Source organism: uncultured Mailhella sp., from assembly GCF_944324575.1.
Lineage (GTDB): Bacteria > Desulfobacterota > Desulfovibrionia > Desulfovibrionales > Desulfovibrionaceae > Mailhella.
This window is the reverse complement of sequence record NZ_CALUWV010000143.1, coordinates 1-4021: the sequence shown is the minus strand read 5'-3', so window position 1 is coordinate 4021 and position 4021 is coordinate 1. Positions and strand designations below refer to the sequence as shown.

Here is a 4021-nt window from a genome sequence, read left to right as displayed (position 1 = left end):
GGCCACGCCCTGACCGCAGAAGCCCACCTTCTTGCAGAACTTCTGACCGGTGAAGATGGTGGTCAGAATGGCCCAGACGACCGCCGGGTCTTCTTCATCGTAGATGTGTGCAAGCTCCGCGTTGTCGCGGTCGGTGGCAAGGACCATCTGCGTCATGTCGTTGGAACCGATGGAGAATCCGTCGAACTCGCTGATGAACTGACGCGCCAGAATGGCGTTGGAAGGCAGCTCCGACATGAGCAGGATCTTGAGTCCGTCCTCGCCGCTCTTCAGGCCGTGCACGTCGGCCAGATAGGAACGCATGGAGCGCGCCTGTTCCAGCGTGCGCACAAAAGGCAGCATGAGCATGAGGTTCGTACCGCCGTAGAGCGTACGGGCGCGCTTGAAGGCTTCGATTTCCCAGTCGTGGATATCGCGGGAAACGCCACGATAGCCCAGCATGGGGTTGTCTTCCGTGTGCTCGAACAGGCAGCCGCCGAGCAGGTTGCGGTATTCGTTGCTCTTGAAGTCCGTGGTGCGGTACACGATGTCCTTGCCGTAGAAAGCCATGGCAAAGAGCGCCAGGTTGCGGCCGAGCGTGCGGATGTAGTGATCACGGCCGCTCACATGGCCGTTGCTCACGATGAGCTGCTCAATCTTTTCAGGAATGCTGCGCACCTCCTCGATTTCCTTTCCGAGGTGGGTACGGGCGGCCACGCTGCGGCGTATGGCACCTATGCGCATGAGCACTTCCTGCACGAGAGGCTTCTTGGAAGCCGCGGACATGGCGGCCTTCACTTCTTCCTCGGTGACGGTGGATCCGGGTTCATCGGCACCCATGACCACACGGATGTGCGTGCGCAGGTCGCCGGAAGTCTGCAGCGTTTCCTGATTCATCTCGGCGCGCTGCATGTACTCGGCCATGAGGGCTTCGGCGCGGGGCACACTGGAGGTGTTGGCGTAGAGCGACGCCATGTCCATGAGCTGCACCACGTAGGGCTTGAGCTGCACCTCGGCAAAGGGCGCGAGGACCTGTCCCACGGCGATCTGTTCGGAAACACGACGGCTCACCTGATCCTCAAGTTCCGCGAGGCGGCGTTCCACAAAGCCTTCCAGGGTACCGTTGTCGTAGGCTTCAAGCGCCGCGGGATGCGCGCCGATGTTGCCCAGCATGAATTCCGCACGCAGCAGGCCCACTTCAAAGTCAGGCACGTTGCGCAGACGGGAAAGGAACAGCGCCTGGTTCACGTCGGCCAGCACGATGCCCACGTGAGTGCGCGTGGCGGGCAGCTTGGTGATATCCAGTTCGCCGCCCACTTCGCACAGGGGCAGCAGACCGCGGTATACAAGGCCGCGCGTGCCGTCCACGGTAACGGGCATGCCGTCCATGGCGCGCATGGCAAGAGGATTCTGCACGCCGATGACTGCCGCGATGCCGAGCTCGCGGGAGCTGATGGCCGCATGGCTGGTGTCGCCTCCCACGTTGGCGATGATGGCGGAAGCCACGCGCATGCCGGGAACCATGTCGGGATCGGTACGCTCGGCGGCAAGAATGTCGCCGGGATGGATACGGTTCAGCTCAAGGGCGGAACGCAAAAAGCGCACCGTGCCCTGACCGGCGCCGCGGGACGCGCCGTTGCCGGAAAGAAGCACCTCGCCTTTGGCTGCGGCTTCGGGCAAAACTTCCTTGCGGCGCATGAAAATGGTGTAGGGATGTTCGTCGAGCTCGGCATTCCAGCGGGTTTCAGGACGGGCCTGCACAAACCAGAGGCGCTGCTTGTCGTCGATGCAGAATTCCGTGTCCATGATGATGCCGCCGTAGGCCTTGCTGATGGCGCGCACGCCGCGGGCAACTTCTATGGGCTGATTTTCGCCGAGAGCCCACTGGTTCACCTCATCCGCAGGCACGGGCTCGATGTGCGTGCCGTCGTCGCCTTCGTTGTATACCATGCGCACGGTCTTGTGCCCCATGAAGCGAAGCACCACGTCGGTGCCGTCATCACGCTGGAAGACATAAAACTTGTCGGGAGTCACCATGCCGCCCACAATGGATTCGCCGAGGCCGTAGCTCGAATCAATGCTCACAAGATCATTGCGGGTGGTACCGCGGCAGCCTGTGGCGGTGTCGGCGGAAAAGGCGGTGCCGGCCACCACGGGACGGATCATACGCATGATGCACACGGAAAGCGCCGTGTTCTCAATGGCCCATTCCCTGCGGGCATTTTCCGCGATGGAAGGATCGCCTTCCTGCTCGGCATGAGCCAGGGCATCGAGAATGGCCTCGCGGCGGTAGGTCATGGAACGAAGGTTGTACGCGGAAGCGCAGTCCCACAGATAGGCTTCGGCCACGGCGTCCTCGCCGGTAATGTTCAGGAAGGTGTCCTGAAGGCCGGCAAAGGCTTTCTTGCGGGAGTCCTCACCGGCAGCAGAGGAACGCACGGCCACGGGAAATTCCCCTTCTCCTGCCTCGTCGCACATGTCGCGGTAGGCGCGGCGTACGGCCTCGTCCACCTCGGCAGGCAGACTGATGGAAAGAATGGCGGCCTGCACCAGCATGGAACGACGGCGGAGCTGGTCGATGTTCTCCTGAGATTCGGCAAAACCGTGCACCACCTGATTGATGAAATCGCGCAGGCAGGTGCTGGCGCTCTTTCCGACGCCGCGTTCACGGATTTCGGCGGCCGCACGGCGCACGAAACTGCCGAAGAAACCATGATCGGAAGCGACGGCGGGGGAAGCCCAGTCCACGCCGGCCATGGCTTTGTCCACCACGTCGTATACCAGAGAGGCGTTCACGCGGCTCTCGTCGAGAACCACGTGGAAGGCCGTAGCCGGAATGGCGCGGAACTGAGGCGTGCGTATGCCTTCCACGCGGCTGATGAGCGCGGTGTTGTAGTTCTTGCCGCCCACCAGCATTTCCGCGGATTCGCCGATGCGGACGATGTCCGCGCCGGTCATGATAAAACGGGAACCAGTTTCGTTCATGGTATCCATGCTCATAAAGGCCTCATAATCACGTTTGCGGGGGAAACGCCCCCTCATATTCTCGAAAAATCGCCGCTGCCGCTACGCTTCCAGATGGGAAGCCACAAGGCGGATCAGACGGCCGAGCTGATGGGTGAAGCCGGATTCGTTGTCATACCAGACCACGATCTTGAGCATGGTCTTGTTCATGACCGTGGTGAATGAGGCGTCGATGGTGCCGCCGTGGGTGTCACCCACGTAGTCTATGGAAACCAGAGGTTCGTCGCAGTAACCGAGCGCTTCATACAGCCAGGTTTCGGAGGCGTACTTGAGCGCGGCGTTGACTTCCTGCGCAGTGACTTCCGTCTTGAGCTCGCAGGTGAAGTCCACAAGAGAAACGTCGGGCGTAGGAACGCGCAGAGCGCCGCCGTTGAGAAGCCCCTTGAGTTCGGGAATGACCAGTCCCACGGCCGCCGCGGCTCCCGTGGTGGTGGGGATGATGGAGAGCCCCGCCGCACGGCCGCGACGCAGATCCTTCTGCGTGCCGTCCAGAAGACGCTGACTCATGGTGTAGGAATGAATGGTGGTCATGAGGCCGTGCAGGATGCCGAATTCGTTGTGCAGCACCTTGACGGCGGGAGCAAGACAGTTGGTGGTGCAGGAAGCGGCGGAAATGACGTCGTGTCTGGCCGGATCGTAGATGTCCTGATTCACGCCCATGACTATGGTGGCGTCGGCGTCGTTGCAGGGCGCGGAAATGATGACCTTCTTTGCGCCGCAGTTCATGTGCAGGGCCAGAAGATCGCGCTTTCTGAGGGTGCCCGAGGTGTCCACCACGATATCGACGCCGTAGTCGCCCCACTTCCATTCACCCTTGTCGCAACGGGTGATGGCGATTTCACGGCCGTCGAGGCGCAGACCGTTTTCCGTGGATTCCACCTTGCCGGGGAAGCGGCCATGAACGGAATCATACTTGAGCAGGTACGCCATTTCCTCGTTGCTCGCGCGGTGACCGTTGATGACGGCCACTTCACACTGAGGGAACAGGTGCATGACACGAAGCAGATATCTGCCGATG

General features: G+C 61.4%; 2 protein-coding genes. Both read right to left on the bottom strand.

The features are described from left to right. Positions 1 to 2979 (bottom strand): PEP/pyruvate-binding domain-containing protein (locus Q0J81_RS10725; RefSeq protein ID WP_294447817.1); only part of this gene is annotated, 2979 nt, incomplete at its 3' end. A 66-nt stretch (positions 2980 to 3045) separates the two neighbouring features. After that, positions 3046 to 4020, bottom strand: a complete 975-nt coding sequence (locus Q0J81_RS10720) for a type I glyceraldehyde-3-phosphate dehydrogenase (protein ID WP_294447814.1) — start codon at positions 4018 to 4020, stop codon at positions 3046 to 3048. Between the last annotated feature and the right edge of the window lies 1 nt (position 4021).